The organism is Parvibaculum sp. (genome assembly GCF_030651915.1).
Lineage (GTDB): Bacteria > Pseudomonadota > Alphaproteobacteria > Parvibaculales > Parvibaculaceae > Parvibaculum.
Window position 1 is genome coordinate 344,444 of the sequence record NZ_JAUSBV010000005.1, and the last position, 18,148, is coordinate 362,591.

Here is an 18,148-nt window from a genome sequence, read left to right on the forward strand (position 1 = left end):
ATTTGCACGCGAAGGCGCGAAGACGCGAAGGAAGAGAAAGGATTGCGCCTTCGGCGCGAAGAGTCTTCCAGCGCGAAGCGCTAACAAACCTTTTCTTCTCTGCGTCTCTGCGCCTCTGCGTGCACATTCTTCTTCGCGTCTTCGCGCCTTCGCGTGCAAATCCTTCTCTTCTCCGCGCCTCCGCGTCTCCGCGTGCATAAAACAGCGGTTGCGGCGGATTTCCGGACCCGCGGGTGACAGCGGCGGAAAGAAAAAGCCCGGGTCTTTCGACCCGGGCTTTTTGTCGATGGGTGGCGCGCCCCCTCACCCTTCCACGGCCGCCTTGCGGCCGTTCCCTCCCTCTCCCCGACGGGGAGAGGGAAAGGAGGCGATTGCGCAGAAGATTATTTTCCCTTGGGGGCCTGGTTGAAGGGGAGGTCCTTGTCGACGCGGATGTCCTGGGGCAGGCCCAGCACGCGTTCGGCGACGATGTTGCGCAGGATTTCATCCGTGCCGCCGGCGATGCGGTAGCCGGCCGCGCCGATCCATTGTTCGGTATAGGCGCCCTCTTCCGGCGAGATCTTGCGGTCGCGGATGACGCCGCCCATGTCCTGCAGGTCCATGCCGAAGGAGCCGAGATCCTGCATCTTCTTGGCGGCCACGATCTTCGAGATCGAGGATTCCGGTCCGGGGGTTTCGCCCTTCGACAGAGCCGTCAGTGTACGGAACCTTGTGAACTTCAGCCCTTGCGCCTGGACATACCAGTCGGCGATGCGCTCGCGGACGCCGCCGTGACGGATCGCCGGTTCGCCGGCGATGTCGGTGTCGCGGGCAAGCCGGATCAGCTCGTCGGTGTCGGCATTGCCCTGGCTGCCGCCCACGGCGAGGCGTTCGTTCATCAGCGTGGTCAGCGCCACCTTCCAGCCGTCACCGACACCGCCCAGACGCTGGCTGTCCTTGACGCGCAGATTGGTGAAGAAGACCTCGTTGAATTCGGCGCCGCCCGACATCTGCTTGATGGGCCTGACTTCGACGGCCGGGTCCTTCATGTCGATCCAGAACATGGTCAGGCCCTTGTGCTTCGGGACGTTCGGATCGGTGCGGGTCAAGAGGATGCCGTAGTCGCAGAAATGGGCGCCCGAGGTCCAGACCTTCTGGCCATTGATGACCCAGTCGTCGCCGTCTTTCTCAGCCTTGGTGCGCAGGCCGGCAACGTCGGAGCCGCCGGCGGGTTCGGAGAAGAGCTGGCACCAGATTTCGTCGCCGCGCACGGCCGGCTTGACGAAGCGCTGCTTGGCTTCATCGGGGCCCCAGCTCATGACGGTCGGGATGCACATGCCGAGACCGATGGCGAAGATGCCGCCGGGCACCGCATATTTCGATTCCTCCTGGCCGTAGATCACATTGTTGATGGTGGTGCCGCCGCCGCCGCCCCATTCCTTCGGCCAGGTGATGCAGGCGTAGCCGGCATCGGCCTTTTTCGCCTGCCAGGCTTTCGACTGGGCGATCATTTCCTTCAGGTCTTTCGGCGGCGCGATGTCCCTGGCGTTTTCCTTGCGGGTGGCGTTTTTATCCAGCCAGGCGCGCACTTGCGCGCGGTAGGCGGCTTCTTCGGTTGTGTCGTTGAAATCCATCTTGGTTCTCCCGAATTGCTGTTTGCGTTTCACGTTCCGGCGGACGCGGGCTCAGGCCGCGTTCTTCGCCTCAAGGCGCGAAACGAGTTTTTCCTTCCACTGGATGGCGGCGCCGACGGCGAGTGCCAGCAGCTTGGCGCGGCGGTAGTGGAACTGGCAGTCGGATTCCCATGTGTAGCCGATGCCGCCATGGGTCTGGACGTTTTCCTGGGCGGCGAAGACATAGGCGTCGGTGCCGGCGATGCGCGAGGCGGCGGCGGCTTCGGTCAGCTCCGCGCCCTCGTCGTTCAGCATCATGGCGCCGAAATAGGCGTTGGATTTCGCCAGTTCCTTTTTGACATAGATGTCGGCCAGCTTGTGCTTGATCGCCTGGTAGGAGCCGATCTGGCGGCCGAAGGCGTAGCGCTCCAGCGCATAGCCGCGCGCCATTTCGAGCGCGGCTTCGGTGCCGCCGACCTGTTCGAAGGCAAAGAGCACGGCGGCGCCGTCGAGCACGCGCGACAGTTGCGACCAGCCCTCGCCGGCCTTGTCGCCGAGAATCTCCGCCGGTGCATCCTTGAAGCTCAGCGTCACATGCTGGCGCGAGGGGTCGAGCGTGCGGACGGGCTCGGCCGAGACGCCGGCCGCTTTCAGATCGACGATGGCGAGCGAGACGGCCTGTTCGCCCTCCTTTGATTTATTTGGGCCGCCGGTATTGACCGCGACGATGGCGACCGAGGCAGCGCCGCCATCGGCGACCGGCTGCTTGACGCCATTGAGCTTGCCGCCGGCGAGCTTGACCGCGATGTTGCGCGGATGGGCGGCATGGGTGCCTTCGGAGACGGCCAGCGTGCCGATGATCTCTCCGCTCGCCAGTTTCGGCAGCCAGGTTTCCTTCTGCTTCTTGGTGCCGAAAAGCTTGATCGCTTCGGCGGCGAGATAGATCGACGAAGAGAAGGGCACCGGTGCGGCGGCGCGGCCGAGTTCCTCGGCGATGACGCAGAGCTCAAGGGCGCCGAGGCCGAGGCCACCGAATTCTTCCGGGATCGCGGTGCCGGTCAGGCCCATCTCCACGAGGCCCTTCCAGACTTCGGCCGCATAGGGCTCTTCCTTTTCGAGGACGCGGCGCGTCACCGTCATCGGGCATTTGTCGGCGAGGAACTTGCGGACCTGCTCCTTCAGCAATTTCTGGTCGTCGGAAAAATCGAAATTCATGACGTCTCCCTTTTCGTCCTGGCCGCGTCTCGGCGGGCCGGCCGGTCTCTCATGACCGAAATCGGTTGAAATCCGCCGCCGGCAAGGGCGGCGGGCGTTCAATTGGGGCGCATTGTTCCTGCAATCGGGGCGGCTGAAAAGGGCCATGCATTTGACGCCGCGTCCGCTTGGGGCGGGCGGGCGCTTCAGTGGCGGCGGCGGGCGCGGCGGGCGCGAATGAGGCCGAAAGCGGCCAGAAAAAGGATGACGGCCCAGCCCGCCAGCAACGCGCGCAGCATGGCCGGTATCCGGCCGTCGATCTCGCGCACATCGACCTCGCCGGCATGCCAGTAGACCCATTCGCCGCCCAGCTGGGCTGGCAGGCCCGGATTGCCGGTCGCCAGCACGATGATGCCGTCGCCGGTTGCCGGGTCGAGGCGGGCGGTGGTTTCGATGGCGGGGAAGTTCATGCCCTCATGGCCGATGATGTAGCCGCCGGGCCTCCCGGTACCCGGCGCCTCGGCATAGAGAATGACGCCGAGGCCCCAGATCGGGACGCCATATTGCGTCGCATGGGGCGCCGACATGGCGGCGGCAAGAGCGGGCGGCAGCGCGGGATCGCGCGCGCCCTCCATCTGCGCTTCGAGGAAGCGGGCGAGATCGGCGGCACTTGCATGAAGTGCGGCGGCGGCGGGCGCGGCAAAGCTGTTGTAGGCGCAAGGCGCGCCGTCGGCGTCGAAACAGGGGGCCAGCCCCGCTTCCTCCGCCGCCGCCAGATCGAAGGTCGCCTGCGACATGCCGAGCGGAGCGAAGACCGCGCGCTTCATATAAGCGGCGAAGGGCTCGCCCGAAATTTCCTCGATCAGAAGCTGCAACAAGGCATAGCCGCCGCCCGAATAGCTCCAGCTGCTGCCTGGCGCTTGGCCGATACGGGTGCGGCCATCGGCGCCGGGCATCGGGTCGGCGGCTTGCGTCAACGATGCCTCGAGCGTCTGGACGGGCGTGCCCGGCGCGAAGCCCATGTAGCCGAGGCCGTCCGTCAGGCCGCCCATGTGCGAAAGGAGGCGCCGCGCGGTGACGCCGTCGGTGCCGAATTCGCTTTCAGGAAGCTGCCAGCGGGTCAGATAGCGCGACACCGGCGCATCGAGATCGAGCTTGCCATCGGCGGCGAGTTTCAGCACGCCGAGTGCGGTTGCCCATTTGCTCAGCGAGGCAAGCTGGAACAGCGTGTCGCGCGACACCCGCGCGCCGGCCGAAACATAATGTTCGCCGAAGACCTCGCCCTTTTCGATCAGCACGAAGGCGACGGCGCCCTGCTCCGCCGCGTCGATCGCCGCGACGGAGGTTTCGAAAAAGGCCCGCGCATCGCCCGATGGCGCGGCCGCCTGGCGCCCCCAGCCTTCCAGCGTCGCGACCAGCACCAGCAGCGCCCAAAGCGCCATCGCCAGCAGAGCGGCAAGAATCAAGAGGAAGAGGTTGCGCATGGATTATGGTCATCGACCTGCGGAGGGCAGTCAAGTCTCAGCGTGTGGCGGGGCGGCGGCGAATCCGGAGCCGACTCTCATGCAAGCGGTTGACTCGCCGGGACCGCCCGCACTCCGACATATCTCCGCTCTTCCCCGGTACCTTCTCCAAAGATGCGGAGCCAGCGGTCATCGGCGGCGTCGACCCATCTGACGATGACCGGGTCAAAGTGCCCGGTTGAAAACCAACCCTCTTTCAACGGCTCCCGCTTCCCGGTCTGCAAATCGTAGTAGTGCAGTTCATAGTCCAAGAAGCATTCGTAGATCGCCTTGTCGATTTCGATGGCCTTCTGCCACCTGGCTGCATCCTCCGTCGGGAACGAAGTGCTGACATTGAGGCTGGTCGTCAGGCAATCTTCGTCTTGACCCACCACGCGAAGCGCCCTCCCGAGATGCTTCTCCGCCATTTCAAAATCCTTGCCATACGGGCGCATGTGCGGAAAGCCATCCGCGGTCACGGTATAGACAAGCACGTCCGGACAGATATCCTCCAGCCAGCATTCATTGGAGAGCGTCGCGAGTTCGCTTTTTGGCGGGCGTTCGCCGACAACAACGAAAGAGCGGAAATATGTGATGTCGTCCGGCGTATCGAGAAGGACACCACCCGCCATCCGGTGCCGGTCGTCGATCACGGGCTGGACGATGCTGGAGAGAGGTGCCAAGCGGCAGATTTCCGCCACGACACGACAGACCGTTTCCCGGGTGCATCTGTTGCCACCGCCGTAAAATGTGGTCGCTCCGTTCAGATCACAAAAATGCTCACGTCGCATTTCCGCGCGATCGGGAAGCGGCGGACACTCTCCGTTGATGGTGATACCCGCGCGCCGGCAAAGCTGGCCCAGCGACAAGCCGCCATGGAAATCTGGTCCGACATTTTCGAGGAACACGCGGAAGTCTTCGTCATAGGCCTCTTTTCCCGGCGCGTCGGCAACGAATACCTGTAACCAGCCGCCGCGATAGCGGCAATAAACCTTCCGGCCGTCATGGGTTTCGCCTTCAAATTCCGCGGGCGCCCAACCGCCCCCGCCAAGCGAGGCAAGATCGAGGTTCAACGGCTCAAGAGGAGGAGGCGTAAGAAACCGGTTGTTCGGGAAACGCGGCAAATCTCTTCTCCCCAAAATGCGCGCCGAAAGCACCCGCAGCATAGCTTCCTACCCAACTGTCGCCACGAGAAGTGCCCCAGCGCCATGGGCCCCGGCTTGCGGTGGGGTGACACAGCAGATGCGTTCAAGCAATGCGCCCGCGGCGGCGCTCAGGCTTCAGGTTCCTCGGCTTCCTGCAGATTGGATTTGATGCGCTCGAGAAAGTCCATCAGCTGCGCATATTCGGCCGGGGTGAAGCCCTTGACCGCGGTGTCGAACATGCCGAAGGCGGCCTGCCAGAGATCGCCGGTCAGTTCCTCGATGCGCGGCGTGACGTGGACGCGGCGGACGCGGCGGTCGGCCGGGTCGTTGCGGCGTTCGACCAGGCGCTGCGCCTCCAGCGCGTCGAGCAGACGGCCCAAGGGCGCCTTTTCCATTTCGACGGCTTCGGCCAGTTCGGTCTGGGTCAGGCCGTCGCGGCGGCGCAGTTCGGCCAGGATGCGCGATTTTGCCGGATTGATGCCGGTGCCCGAGGCCTGCAGGCGGCGCGCCCAGGCCTTGCGGAAGAGGCGATAGACATCGTGATGCAGCCAGCCGAAGGCCTCGTCCGGACGGACGCCCTGCTGGCTTGCCTGCGATCCGGTCCTGCCGGCCATCGGCGCGGGTTCCCCTGCGATTTCGCTTTGCGGGTATCGTAACCAAAGATACGATAACCTTCTATACGTTTTTTGCGAGGGCCCCCCGATGTTCGTCCGGTTCGAGTTTTCCCGTTATGCGCGGCCGCTGGCGGCCGGACTGATGGCGCTGGCGCTGACGGCCTGCGGCGAAAACGCGGATGAAGAGGCGGCCGATCCGGATGCCGGCGCCATCGCCGTTTTCGCCGGCACGGTGACGACGCGGGAACTGGCCGAGCCGATCACCGGCACCGGCACCATCGCCGCACACAAGACGACGACGCTGGGGCCGCGGGTCGACGGCATCATCGAGGAGATCATGGTGCGCGTCGGCGACCGGGTCAGCGAGGGCCAGCCGCTCTTCCGCACCCGCGATGTCGAGCTCAAGCTCAAGGTCACCGAACTCGAAAACCAGGTGCGGCTGGCCAAGGCCGATCTGCGCAATACCAGCCTCGCCTTTTCGCGCGCCAGCGAGCTGCATGCCAAGGGCTTCGTCGCCGATGGCCGGCTCGACGATGCGCGGGCCGCGCGCGACGCCTCGCAGGCACGGCTCGGCATTGCCGAGGCGCAGCTTGCCGGCGCCAACCAGATGCTGACCGATTGCGTGGTGACCGCGCCCTTTGGCGGCGTCATCACGCGGCGCGATGTCGACGAAGGCAAGTTCATGGCGACGCGGATGGGCGGCATGGGCGGCATGGGCGATGCCGGCGGCGGCGGCGTGCTGCAGATCATGAAGATCGACATTGTGGCGGCGATCGTGACCGTGCCCGAAATGCAGCTGTCGAAAATCGCCGTCGGCACCAAGGGCCGCGTCTTTATCGACGGCATCGACCGCAGCTTCGACAGCTATGTGGCGATCCTCAACGACTATGTCGATCCGGTGACGCGCTCGGTCGAACTCCGGCTGCCGATCCTCAACGAGGACTATGCGGTCAAGCCGGGGCTCTTTGCCCGGGCCGAACTCTATCCCGAACCGCGCCGCGTTCTGTCGCTCGACCGGCGGATGCTGCAGGGCGGCGAGACTGACCGGCATGTCTTTCTCGCCGAAAATGGCGTGGCGCGGCGCGTCAGCGTGACGGTGCGCCAGATCGATGCGCAATCGGTGGAAGTGCTTTCCGGGCTCAAGGCCGGCGACACGGTGCTGGGCGGGCCCAATGCGCCGCTGCTGGCCGACGGCGTGCGGGTGCGGATCGAGGTGGAGCCCGGCCAGATCGCGGCCGGCGCCAGCGACAGCGTCGCCCAATAACACCAGCGGGAGGGGAAGCGCATGTGGATTTCAGACGTTTCGATTCGCCGTCCGGTTTTCGCGGTGATGGTGATCGGCGCGCTGGTGGTGCTGGGCTGGATTTCGCTCGGCCGCGTCGGCGTCGATCTTTTCCCCAAGGTCGAATTTCCGATCGTCTCTGTGACGACGGTTCTGGAAGGCGCCTCGCCCGAAGGCATCGAAAGCGACGTGACCGACCCGATCGAGGAACAGGTCAACACGATTTCGGGCATCGAGACGCTGTCCTCGACCAGCGCCGAGGGCTTGAGCCAAGTCGTCGTCGCCTTTGACCTCAACGAGAATGTCGACGTCAAGGCGCAGGATGTGCGCGACAAGGTTTCGCTGGCGCGCGCCAACATTCCGCCGGAAGCCGAACAGTCGATCGTGCAGAAGATCGACCCGGATGCGCAGGCGATCATGTCGATCATGATCGCCGGCGACATGCCGATCCGGGCGCTGACGCATTTTGCCGACAAGGTGGTCAAGGAACAGCTGCAGCGGATTTCCGGTGTCGGTTCGATCACGCTGGTCGGCGGGCGCGACCGCGAGGTGCGAATCTGGCTCGACGCGGTCAAGATGCGCGCCTATGGCGTGACGGCCGAGGACGTGACCGGGGCGCTTCGGCGCGAGCATGCGGAAATCCCTGGCGGGCGGCTCGAGACGCCGGGGATGGGCGCCGAATTCCCGGTCAAGACCAAGGGCGAGGTTACCAGCGTTCCCGAATTCAACAGCATCGTCGTCGCCTTCCGGCGCGACGGCGCGCCGACGACCATCGGCGATGTGGCGCGCGTCGAGGACGGGATGGCCGACGAGCGTTCCTATGCCGAGCTCAACGGCAAGCGCGGCGTCTCGCTCGACGTGCGCAAGCAGTCGGGACGCAACACGGTGGAGGTGGCGCGCGCCGTGCGCGAGGCGGTGGCCGAGATCGAGAAGTCGGCGCCGGCCGGCCTCGACATGCGGATCGCGCGCGACACAGCCGTCTTCATCGAGGGTTCGGCCGCCGACGTCTTCGTCGATATCCAGCTCGGCATCGTGCTGGTGGTGCTGGTGACGCTGGCCTTCCTGCTGTCGGTGCGCGCGACCGCAATCGTCGCCATCGCCATGCCGACGGCGCTGGTCTCGACCTTCTTCGCCTTCTACGTGATGGATTTCACCATCAACATGATGACGCTGATGGCGCTGTCGCTGGCGGTGGGGCTGCTGGTCGACGACGCGATCGTGGTGCTGGAAAGCATCTATCGCAAGCTCGAAAGCGGCTTGCCGCCGATGCAGGCGGCGGCCGAGGGCACGAAAGAAGTCGGGCTGGCGGTGCTGGCCGCGACCTTCTCGATCGTCGCCGTCTTCGTTCCCATCGCCTTCATGAGCGGCGTCGTCGGGCGCTTCTTCTTTCAGTACGGGCTGGCCATCACCTTTTCGGTGCTGGTGTCGCTGCTGGTTTCGCTGACGCTGACGCCGATGCTCAGTTCGCGGGTGCTGAAGCGCGAGGACACCGATCCGGCGACCTATGGCCGCGTGGCTCGCTTTTTCGACAATGGCTATGCGGGCCTCGACCGTTTTTACGGACGGCTGCTCGACCGGGCGTTCGGGGCGCGCTGGGTGGTGATGCTGGCCGCGGTATTTGCGGTCATTGCCGGGGTGATGGTGGCGCGGACGCTGCCGATGGCCTTCGACTCGCGCGCCGACCGCGCCGAGTTCCTCGCGACCGTCGAACTGCCCTTCGGCGCCGGTCTTGAAGAGACACGCGGGGCGGCCGCGCGCGTCGCCGCCGCGGTGCGCGGCGTCGACCAGGTCGAGAACGTCTTCTTCACCATTGGCTCCGATCCGCAGAAGAGCGTCAACAAGGCCTTTTTCCATGTCGGGCTGACGGCCAAGGATGCGCGGAACGAAAGCTTCATTCCGATCATGGATCGGGCACGCCTGGCGATGCTGGCCGCCGCGCCCGACGCCAAGCATATTTCGCTGTCCGACGTGCCGTGGATTTCGGGCGGCGGCTTTTCGGAATTCGCGATGATGTATGTGCTGCAGGGACCCGATCTCGCGGTGCTGGAGGCAAAGGCCAATGAAGTGGCCGCACGGATGCGGGCCAGTCCGCTCTTTGCCGACGTCAAGACCAGCTACGATTCCGGCAAGCCCGAAGTGCAAGTCGAGATCGACCGGCGGCGCGCCGCCGATCTCGGGGTTTCGGTGCGCACACTGGCCGAAACGCTCCGGGCGACGGTGGGTGGCGTCAAGGCCGGCTCGTTCGAGGAGTTCGGCCAGCGCTACGATGTGCGGGTGCGGCTGGCGGAAGAGCAGCGCGACGATATTTCAAAGCTTTCGATGATCCAGGTGCGCGCGACCAACGGGCAGCTGATCGACATGCCCAATGTGGCGCGTTTCAATATCGACACCGGACCGGCGCAGATCGAGCGGCAGAACCGGGCGCGGCGCATCGCACTGCTGGCCAACAATCCGGAAGGCGCGGCGCTGGGACCGGCCTCGGCCGAGATCGAGCGCTATCTCGACGAGCTGAAACTGCCGCAGGGCTACAGCTGGAGCGCCGAGGGGCGTTCGAAGCGGATGAAGGAGACGGGGGCGGCGATCGGCTTTGCGTTCATGCTGGCGCTGATCGCGCTCTACATGATCCTCGCCTCGCAGTTCAACAGCTTCGCGCAGCCGGCGATCATCATGCTGTCGGCGCCGCTGTCCTTTGTCGGCGCCTTCGTGGCGCTGAAAATTTCCGGCCAGGAAATGACCATGTTCAGCCAGATCAGCCTGCTGGCACTGATGGGGCTGGTGATGAAGAACGGCATTCTGCTGGTCGACTACACCAACCAGTTGCGGGCGGCCGGTGCCACGGCCTTCGAGGCAGCGCGCAAGGCCGGGCCGGTGCGGCTGCGGCCGGTGTTGATGACGCAGATCGCGACCATTTGCGGGCTCATTCCGGTGGCGCTGTCGACCAGCCAAGGAGCCGAATTCCGCAATGCGATGGGCATTCTGGTGATTGGCGGGCTGATTTCCTCGACGGCGCTGACGCTGGTCGTGGTGCCGGTCGCCTATACGTTGATGGAAGATGCGCGGGCCGGAATCGGCGGGCTTGGCGGCCGTTTCCGGCGGATGGCGGGCCGCATTCGGCCCGGCGGCGCGCCGGCGGAGTGAAATCCGCGGCATTTCCTTAATCGGACGCTAACCGGCGGCGGCGGATACTGGCGGCTCCCTATCAGCCAGAGGATCCTCGTCAGATGGCGAAAGCGCAGTTCCACAAAAACCAGCGGGTCTATGTGCGCCCGGTCGGCACATGGGCCGTGATCGAGCGGATCGTGCCGCAATGGGTCAAGGACATGGATGAGCCGCTGCGCATCCATTACGACGTCGGGCTCGGGCGCGATTTTGCCGCGAAGGAGCTCGAAACCGAGGAGGTTTCGGCGCTCTCTCATCTCGATCCCGAGATGGAGGATTGGCAGGTGGTGCGGGTGCCCAACAAGTGGCGCTCGGCCGAGGAATGCGCCGGCCACCCGGTGCCCGGCACACATCCCGTGGTCGTCACCGGCAGCCATGATGGCGGCGGCTGGCGCGTGCCCGGCGTCGAATACGATCTGACGCCCGACCGTGTCGAGCTGCAGGCGAAGGTGATCGCGGCGGCGCCCAAGTTCATGGTGCTGCTGCAGCGGCTCGCCAATTATGCGCGCAGCAATGGCGAGAACCTGCCCGACGATGTGATGGCGGTCGCCAGCGATGCCGACATGCTGATTTCCAGCATCATGGGACCGCAGGCCTAGAGCGCGATCCCGAACCAGATCGTCTGCCGCGGCGGCCTGGCGCTTTCCAGTTCCCGAAATCCATATGCCCGATAGAAGGCGATGCCGCGCGCATTGGCGGCGCCGACGCCGAGATGGGCGCCGGGCGCGCCACGCTCGCGCATGCGCGCAAGCCAGCGGTCGATCAACCGGCGACCGAGGCCCCTGCCCTGCAGGCGCGGCAGCAGATTGATGTGGAGATGCGCGGGGTATGGATCGACGATGCGGGCGGGCGCGCGGCCCGGATTGTGGATCGACCAGCTGCGCAACTCGTCGGCAGTCCATGTTTCGGGCGGCGTGACAGGCGCCGTGTAACGGGCGCGCAGGTCCGGCCACCATTCGGCCTCGAGCCGGGCCTCGAAGGCGCGCGTGTCGGCCGTGCCAACGATGTAACCGCCGACGCCTTCGCCATCCTCGACCACAAAGGCGCTTTCCGGTTCCAGCCACGCATAGGGTGCGGCGAAGATATGGCCGATCAGCTTCGGGTCGCGGTGAAGCGCGGTCGCGTCGGTCCCGTTGGCGCCGGTCTTCAGCGCGACATGATAGATGGCGTCAAGATCGGCGGGACGGACCGGCCGGATCGCCGCATCGTTCCGATCATTCATGCCATCCCCCATAATCGCGCTTGCCCCGATGCCCTATTTCCGCCATTCCCGTCGCGAATGCTAGAGTGACATTCGCGGCCCACACGCTTTTCGAGTGCCCCCATGCGAACCGAAGACCCCCGCCCGATCCGACTGAACGACTATACGCCGCCGGCCTTCAAGGTCGACACCGTCCGACTCGAGATCGAACTCGATCCGGCCGACACACGGGTGCGGTCGGCGCTGCGGATGCAGCGGAATTCCGGCACCGGGCCGCTGGTGCTCGACGGTGAAAAGCTGACGCTGCATGAAGTCAAGATCGACGGCGTCAAGCTCGGGCCCAATGCCTATCAGGTCGATGACGAACATCTGACGATCCTCGACGTGCCGGCGGGGCCGTTCACGCTGGAGACGCTGACATCCTGCGCGCCGGAAGAGAATACGGCGCTGACCGGGCTCTATCTTTCGGGTGGCATCTATTGCACGCAATGCGAGGCCGAAGGCTTTCGCCGCATCGCCTATTCGCTCGACCGGCCGGACGCGATGGCGGTGTTCACGACGCGGATCGTCGCCGACCGGAAGGCCCTGCCCGTGCTGCTGTCGAACGGCAATCCGGTGGCGCAAGGCAAGCTCGCCGACGGGCGGCATTTTGCCGAATGGCACGATCCCCATCCGAAGCCGACCTATCTCTTCGCGCTGGTGGCGGGCGATCTCGCTCATGTCGAAGACACGTTCGTCACCATGTCGGGCCGGAAAGTGACGCTGCGGATTTTCGTCGAGCGCGGCAATGAAGATCGCTGCGCCTATGCGATGGAAGCCCTCAAGCGATCGATGAAGTGGGACGAGGACGCCTTCGGGCGCGAATACGACCTCGACATTTTCATGATCGTGGCGGTCAGCGCCTTCAACATGGGGGCGATGGAGAACAAGGGGCTCAATGTCTTCAACGACAAATATATTCTGGCGCGGCCCGACACGGCGACCGATGCCGACTACGCCGCCATCGAGGCGATCATCGCGCATGAATATTTCCACAACTGGACCGGCAACCGCATCACCTGTCGCGACTGGTTCCAGCTCTGCCTGAAAGAAGGCCTGACGGTTTTCCGCGATCAGGAATTCACCAGCGATATGCGTTCGCGCCCCGTCAAACGGATTTCGGATGTGCGGCTGTTGCGCGCGCATCAATTTACCGAGGATGGCGGGCCGCTGGCGCATCCGGTGCGCCCCGACAGCTATATCGAGATCAACAATTTCTATACGGCGACCGTTTACGAAAAGGGCGCCGAGCTGTGCCGGATGATCCATACGCTGGCGGGACCGAAGCGGTTTCGCAAGGGCATGGATCTCTATTTCGAGCGGCATGACGGCGAAGCGGCGACGGTCGAAAACTTTCTCGACGCGCTGGCCGATGGCGCCGGGCTCGACCTGACGCAATTCAAACGCTGGTACAATCAGGCCGGCACACCGGAAGTTCTGGCGTCCGGACGCTACGATGCGGCGCGGCAGATCTATACGCTGAAGCTCAGCCAGATCTGCGCGCCGACGCCGGGACAGCCGCACAAGGCGCCTTATCATATTCCGATCGCCGTCGGTCTTGTCGGTCCGGACGGCAAGGACATCAAGCTACAGCTTGAGGGCGAGGACAAACCCGGCGCGAAGACGCGCGTGCTGAGCCTGACGGAACGCGAGGCGACCTGGCGCTTCCGCAACATCGCCGAACGGCCGGTGCCGTCGCTGCTGCGCGGTTTCACCGCGCCCGTCAAACTCAACGCCAATCTCAAGGAACGCGATCTTGTGTTCCTGATGGCGCATGACAGCGACAGCTTCAATCGCTGGGAAGCCGCGCAACGCTATGCGATGGGCCTGATGACGGCGACCGTCGAGGCGCGGAAGACCGGCGGCGGCGCGCGCAAGGGCACTGCATTCGCCGAGACGATCCGGCAATTGCTGGCCTCAAAGAAGACCGATCCCGACTTCGTGGCGCAAATGATCATGCTGCCGAGCGAACAAACGCTGGCGCAGGCGATCGGCAAGGATGTCGATGTCGATGCGATCCATGCGGCGCGGGAGGGCTTGCGCACCTCGATTGCAACGCAGCTCAAGGACGTGCTTGTCGGCGCATATCAGGCGTTGAAGATCGAAGGACCCTACAGCCCCGACGCCGCCCATGCCGGAAGGCGGGCGCTGCGCAATGCCTGTCTTGGCTATCTCGCGGCCGCGCCCGGCCGTGACGGCATCGATCTCGCGGCGGTGCAATTTGCCGAAGCCGACAACATGACCGACCAGATCGCGGCGCTCTCGGTGCTGGCCAATATCGATTGTCCGGAACGCGTGGCGGCGCTCGAAGCTTTCCGGGCGCGGTGGAAGGACGATCATCTCGTGATGGACAAATGGCTGTCGATCCAAGCGATGTCGGCGCTACCCGATACGCTGGACGAGGTGAAGTGGCTGACCACGCATCCCGTTTTCACCATGCGCAATCCCAACAAGGTGCGGGCATTGATCACCAGCTTTGCGACCATGAACCAGCTTCGCTTCCACAGCGCGAACGGCGCCGGCTATGCCTTCGTCGCCGACAAGGTTCTGGAACTCGACGCGCTCAACCCGCAAGTGGCGGCGCGACTGCTCGGCGCCTTCAAGAGCTGGCGGCAATTCGAGCCGAAGCGACGCAACCTGATGGCCAAGCAACTGAAACGGATCGCGGCCGGCGAAAGACTGTCGCGCGACGTCTATGAAATCGCCAACAAGACGCTCGCCTGAAGCGTAAATCGCGGCGGCCTCAGCGATAGCGGCCCGAAGCGGCACACCGATCCGGTTGGCATTTAACCCGGCATTAACCTCATTTGCCCATGAGTCGGGTGAGTCCTATTTGCATCGGTTAACAAAAAGTAAACGCCGCCTATGGACATCCAGACTCGCAAGCCGAATCATCGTCTCAAGCCGTTTGATTCGGACGGGAAGAAAAGCTCTGCCGATGCTAAGTTGAGTTCGGCCTCCAGACGTTTCATCGGGGCGAAGCGACGCATGTCCGACGCGACCACCACACGATCCGAAGCCCTGAAATGGGAAGACGCGGCACCGCCGCGCCGCCGCGTGCTGCCGGCCGGGCTGCTGCCGCGCATCGCGCTCGGCATTTCGGGCGTGGCGCTGGCCGGGCTCAATGGGGCGCTCTATTTCCAGGACGGTCCGTCGCGCGCATTGATCTTCTCGGCGCTGCTGTCGGGCGGCTACATGGCGCTCGCCTACATGCTGGTGCGGCTGCGCGAGAGCAAGATCGAGGCGGATGCGGCGCTGGTCGAAAACCAGCATCGCTTCGACATGGCCTTTGCCGGCGCGCGCTGCGGCATCTGGGACTGGGATCTGACCACCAATCGCATCTACTGGTCATCGGCGATGTTCGACATGGTGGGTCTGAAGCAGCCGTCGAAGCGCCTGACGCCGAACGAGGTCAAGGCGCTGACGCATCCCGACGATATCGACGCCATCGACGACATCATGGATGCGGCGGCGCGCCCCTCGCGCTCCTACGACACGACGTTCCGTCTGCGCCATGCCGAAGGCGGCTGGGTGTGGATGCATGCCAAGGGGCAGGTCTGGGGCGGCGGGCGCACGGGCAGCGAGCGTCTCGTCGGCATCACGGTCGATATCACCGATCAGAAAATCGCCGAAGCGCGCGTTTCGGAAGCGAATGAACGGCTGCGCGACGCGATCGAAAGCGTCGGCGAGGCTTTCGTGTTGTGGGACGCCAATAACAGGCTGGTGACGGCCAACAGCAAGTTTGCCGAATTCCTCAATCTCGACGATGCGAACCTGCGCGCCGGCGCTTCGCGCGCCGAGGTGATGGCGCGGGCCGGCCTTGCCGATGCCTGGCCGAGCGCCGGTGCGGCCGCCGACAGCGTCAGCGAAATCCGCCTGCCGACCGGGCGCTGGCTGCAGATGAGCGAGCGGCGCACCAAGAATGGCGGGCATGTGAACGTCGGCACCGACATCACGGCGATCAAAGGCCAGGAAGCGGCTCTGACCGACAACCAGCTGGCGCTCGAAAAAACCGTGCGCGACCTCGAGGCCTCACGGCGCAAGCTGCAGGAACAGGCGCGACAGCTGATCGATCTTGCCGAGAAATATGCGGCCGAGAAGACGCGGGCCGAAACGGCCAACCGGTCGAAGTCGGAATTCCTCGCCAATATGAGCCACGAGCTCAGGACGCCGCTCAACGCCATTATCGGTTTTTCGGAGATCATGGAGACGGGTCTTTTCGGCGAACTCGGCTCGCCGAAGTACAAGGAATACGCCACCGACATTCGCGCGAGCGGCGGGCATCTGCTGGAACTCATCAACGACATTCTGGATATGTCGAAGATCGAGGCCGGCCGCATGACGCTTGAAACGCAACGCCTGCCGCTCGACGAAGTGGCGACGGAATCGCTGCGGCTGGTGTCGGGCCGGGCGGAAGTCGCCAGCGTCAAGATCATCGACACGCTCAGGGACGACCTGCCGCCGGTCGAGGCCGACAAGCGCGCCGTCAAGCAGGTGCTGTTGAATCTGCTGTCCAATGCGATCAAGTTCACGCCGGCCGGCGGTTCGATCTATCTGCGCGCCAGCGCCGCCGACGGCATGGCGACCGTGACGGTGGAGGATACCGGCATCGGCATTCCGGCCAGCGCCTTGCCGAAGATCGGCCGCCCCTTCGAGCAGGTCGAGAGCCATCACGCCAAATCGCACAAGGGCACGGGACTGGGGCTTGCCCTGTCGCGTTCGCTGGTCGAAATGCATGGCGGGACGCTGACGATCGAGAGCACCGAAGGCGTCGGCACCAAGGTCAGCTTCACGCTGCCGCTGGCGCAGATTTAATCCGCTTACAGATCAATAAAGGGTCCGCCGGGGCCTTTTCGACAGCGAAAAAGGGTCAAAAACACCCCCTCTGTCACAAATCTGTCGTAAAACTGTCACAAATCGACTTATCCCCGGGGGATAAGTGCACTTATCCCCGGCCGACAGGCCGCGTTATCCCCGGTTGCGGGCGCATGCCGGCGCGGGCGGGACGACCGCGACCGTCGCCTACAGATACCAATCGTATTCCAGCGGCGAGATGGCGCGCTGGAATTTGTCGTATTCGAGCATCTTGGTTTCGGCATAGACATCGACATAGCGGTCGCCGAGATAGTTGCGCATCACCTGCGAATTGCGCAGGCGCTTCAGGGCGCTTGGCAGGAAGAAGGGGATGCCCTCATCCATGATCTCGCAGGCATTGCCCTCGGCCGGTTCGCCGGGTTCGATCTTGTTGACGATGCCGTGGTGGATGCCGGCGAGGATCGCGGCCAGCACCAGATAGGGGTTGGCGTCGGCGCCGGAGACACGGTGTTCGACGCGGCGCGATTCCGGCGAACCGTTGGGCACGCGGAAAGCGACCGAGCGGTTGTTGTAGCCCCAGGTGCGGTTGACCGGCACGAAGAGATTGGGGCCGAAACGCCGATAGGAATTGAGGTTCGGCGCGAAGAAGGCCATGGCATCGCCCAGCGTGTCCTGCAAGCCGCCGATCGCATGGCGCAGCATCGGCGAGCCGTCTTCGGTGCCGTCGTCGAATATGTTCTTGCCCTGCCTGTCAACGACCGAGCAATGCACATGCAGACCGTTGCCGGTCTGATCGACAAAGGGCTTGGCCATGAAGCTCGAGGTGAAGTTGTGGCGGCGCGCGATGGCGCCGACCAGATGCCGCAGCATGATGGCGTGATCGCCGGCGCGCAGAACGTCGTCCTCATGCTTGAGGTTGATCTCGTACTGACCGGGCGCAAATTCGGCAGTGGCACCGGAGGCCGGTACGCCCTGCGCGGCGGCGGCTTCGTCGATGTCTTTCAGCAGGCCCATGAAACCGTCGAGTTCGGTGATGCCGTAAACCTCGTTGGCGGTTTCGCGGTAGCCGGTGGCCGGATTGATCGGCGCCTGCGGGCGGCCCTTGCGATCGAGATCCTTGTCGAGAATGTAGAATTCGAATTCGCAGGCCGCGATGGCGCGCAGGCCGATTTCGTCGAGCTTCTTGACGACATTGGCGAGCACGTTGCGCGGCTCGAGCAGCAGCGGCGCGCCGTCCTCATCGACCATGGTCATCAACACCTGGGCCTGCTTCATCGAGGCCCAGGGCACCGGCACGATCGAGCCGGCGACGGGATGCGACTGGGCGTCCGGATCGCCGTCCGAGAAGCCCATGCCGAGCACGTCTTCGTTGACGCCCGTCACATCGAAGAAATAAAGCGATTGCGGCATCTGGACGCCATCGGTGAAGACCTTGTCCGCCTCTTCGGAGGGGAAGCGCTTGCCGCGCACGGTACCGCACATGTCGACGAAAATGGCGTCGAGATAGTCGATCTCGCCATATTCCGCGAGGAAGGTGTTGAATTCGCCCAAGGTCGCCCGCCCCAAGGGAGCGGGGTTTTGCCGGTCACTCATGATTTTCCAAGC

12 protein-coding genes are annotated in these 18,148 nt (G+C 64.4%); 5 read left to right on the forward strand and 7 right to left on the reverse strand.

The annotated features are described in order from the left end of the window. Nucleotides 1–383: 383 nt before the first annotated feature. The 5 genes from Q7V31_RS05955 to Q7V31_RS05975 all read right to left on the reverse strand — a co-directional run bounded on the left by Q7V31_RS05955 (nt 384) and on the right by Q7V31_RS05975 (nt 6,047). Nucleotides 384–1,613 carry an acyl-CoA dehydrogenase family protein gene (locus Q7V31_RS05955; protein ID WP_304733066.1) on the reverse strand — a complete coding sequence of 410 codons (1,230 nt, stop codon included), beginning with the start codon at nt 1,611–1,613 and terminating at the stop codon, nt 384–386. Between the two features lie 51 nt (nt 1,614–1,664). Next, nucleotides 1,665–2,807: an acyl-CoA dehydrogenase family protein gene (locus Q7V31_RS05960; RefSeq protein WP_304733068.1), complete on the reverse strand. Its 1,143-nt coding sequence runs from the start codon at nt 2,805–2,807 to the stop codon at nt 1,665–1,667. A 185-nt stretch (nt 2,808–2,992) separates the two neighbouring features. Beyond that, nucleotides 2,993–4,270, reverse strand: a complete 1,278-nt coding sequence (locus tag Q7V31_RS05965) for a serine hydrolase (protein WP_304733070.1) — start codon at nt 4,268–4,270, stop codon at nt 2,993–2,995. A gap of 77 nt (nt 4,271–4,347) precedes the next feature. Further along, on the reverse strand, nt 4,348–5,454 hold the full coding sequence (locus Q7V31_RS05970; protein WP_304733072.1) for a hypothetical protein: 1,107 nt from the start codon (nt 5,452–5,454) through the stop codon (nt 4,348–4,350). A 107-nt stretch (nt 5,455–5,561) separates the two neighbouring features. Continuing rightward, entirely contained in the window at nt 5,562–6,047 is a 486-nt protein-coding gene (locus Q7V31_RS05975; RefSeq protein WP_304733074.1) for a MarR family winged helix-turn-helix transcriptional regulator, read from the reverse strand. Between the two features lie 88 nt (nt 6,048–6,135). Here Q7V31_RS05975 and Q7V31_RS05980 point away from each other — a divergent pair, with 88 nt between their 5' ends. The 3 genes from Q7V31_RS05980 (at nt 6,136) to Q7V31_RS05990 (ending at nt 11,087) form a co-directional block, all read left to right on the forward strand. Next, nucleotides 6,136–7,311, forward strand: coding sequence for an efflux RND transporter periplasmic adaptor subunit (locus Q7V31_RS05980; protein WP_304733076.1), 1,176 nt, complete (start codon nt 6,136–6,138; stop codon nt 7,309–7,311). Nucleotides 7,312–7,332: 21 nt separating this feature from the next. Further along, the gene (locus tag Q7V31_RS05985; protein ID WP_304733078.1) at nt 7,333–10,467 is read left to right on the forward strand and encodes an efflux RND transporter permease subunit; all 3,135 of its coding nucleotides are present in this window, start codon (nt 7,333–7,335) and stop codon (nt 10,465–10,467) included. A gap of 83 nt (nt 10,468–10,550) precedes the next feature. After that, nucleotides 10,551–11,087, forward strand: a complete 537-nt coding sequence (locus tag Q7V31_RS05990; protein ID WP_304733079.1) for a hypothetical protein — start codon at nt 10,551–10,553, stop codon at nt 11,085–11,087. Here Q7V31_RS05990 and Q7V31_RS05995 read toward each other — a convergent pair. Continuing rightward, nucleotides 11,084–11,710, reverse strand: coding sequence for a GNAT family N-acetyltransferase (locus Q7V31_RS05995; protein WP_304733081.1), 627 nt, complete (start codon nt 11,708–11,710; stop codon nt 11,084–11,086). The genes Q7V31_RS05990 and Q7V31_RS05995 overlap by 4 nt on opposite strands. 102 nt (nt 11,711–11,812) lie before the next feature. Here Q7V31_RS05995 and pepN point away from each other — a divergent pair, with 102 nt between their 5' ends. Both pepN and Q7V31_RS06005 read left to right on the forward strand, forming a co-directional pair. Continuing rightward, nucleotides 11,813–14,452, forward strand: coding sequence for an aminopeptidase N (gene pepN / locus Q7V31_RS06000; RefSeq protein WP_304733083.1), 2,640 nt, complete (start codon nt 11,813–11,815; stop codon nt 14,450–14,452). 264 nt (nt 14,453–14,716) lie between these two features. Next, entirely contained in the window at nt 14,717–16,543 is a 1,827-nt protein-coding gene (locus tag Q7V31_RS06005; RefSeq protein WP_304733085.1) for a PAS domain-containing sensor histidine kinase, read from the forward strand. A 207-nt stretch (nt 16,544–16,750) separates the two neighbouring features. Here Q7V31_RS06005 and Q7V31_RS06010 read toward each other — a convergent pair whose 3' ends face one another. Beyond that, nucleotides 16,751–18,136, reverse strand: coding sequence for a glutamine synthetase family protein (locus tag Q7V31_RS06010; RefSeq protein ID WP_304733087.1), 1,386 nt, complete (start codon nt 18,134–18,136; stop codon nt 16,751–16,753). Nucleotides 18,137–18,148 lie beyond the last annotated feature (12 nt).